This window comes from Treponema sp. UBA3813, assembly GCA_002368605.1.
Lineage (GTDB): Bacteria > Spirochaetota > Spirochaetia > Treponematales > Treponemataceae > Treponema_D.
In genome coordinates this window covers 35,795-36,539 of record DFEB01000054.1, presented here as the reverse complement: position 1 = coordinate 36,539, position 745 = coordinate 35,795, and the positions used below count along the sequence as shown (strand labels likewise).

Below are 745 nucleotides of genomic sequence, written 5' to 3'. Positions count from 1 at the left end.
CTGTTTCCAAAAGAAAGTACCGGAATTTTTCCTATTTCCTGTGCAATCTGTTTGACCTTATTTGTCTTGAGATTTTTGATAAGGAGCGTGTCTGTTCTAAGCAATTGCTCATCAGTTGTGTAAGTGTAATTTACGCCTTCTACGTCCCCCTGATTGGTGGATTTTAAAAGAACATCCATTCCGATAACATTTTCTGGCTCTATATTAATGGAAGAAACAAGTGCACGAGCAATAAAGCGGTCTGAACCTGTAACGACATACGAAGTAAAACCTTTGCTCTTAAGATAGTCAAAGACTTCCAGCATCGGTTTATAAAATGATTGGAAATAGTTCATGCCGGTAAAGCCGTTCGGAGACTTTTCGCAATATTTTTTGACGTAAGAATCAAATTCTTCAATGCTCATTCCCGAATAGGCTTTTGCAGCGGCATGTGCATGAATCATGTCAAAATGCGGCGGCAGTTTTTTGCCGCTTCTTACAAAATCCCTGATTGCATTGGCGGCCTCAAGTTCGCTTTCAGAAGCCTTTCCTTTGTAAGAAGGATCTTCAAGAACACGGTATTCAAGCATATTGTACTCTAAATATGTAGGATACAACTCGCCCAAAAAAGATCCGTCCATGTCAAAAGTGGCAATTCGGTCTTTTTGAGGAATGAAGTTAGGCGATTTTTCGTTGGTGACATCTTCCACAAATTCAATCAGAGCACTTAGGGATTCACAGTCATTCCAACAGTTGAAAGACTTGT

Annotated in this window: 1 protein-coding gene; it reads right to left on the bottom strand. The window is 39.9% G+C overall.

The genetic code is table 11. From position 1 onward, the window contains the following. Positions 1-745, bottom strand: a 745-nt coding sequence (locus B2089_RS09165) for a hypothetical protein (RefSeq protein WP_296686880.1), incomplete at both ends; no start/stop codon positions are given.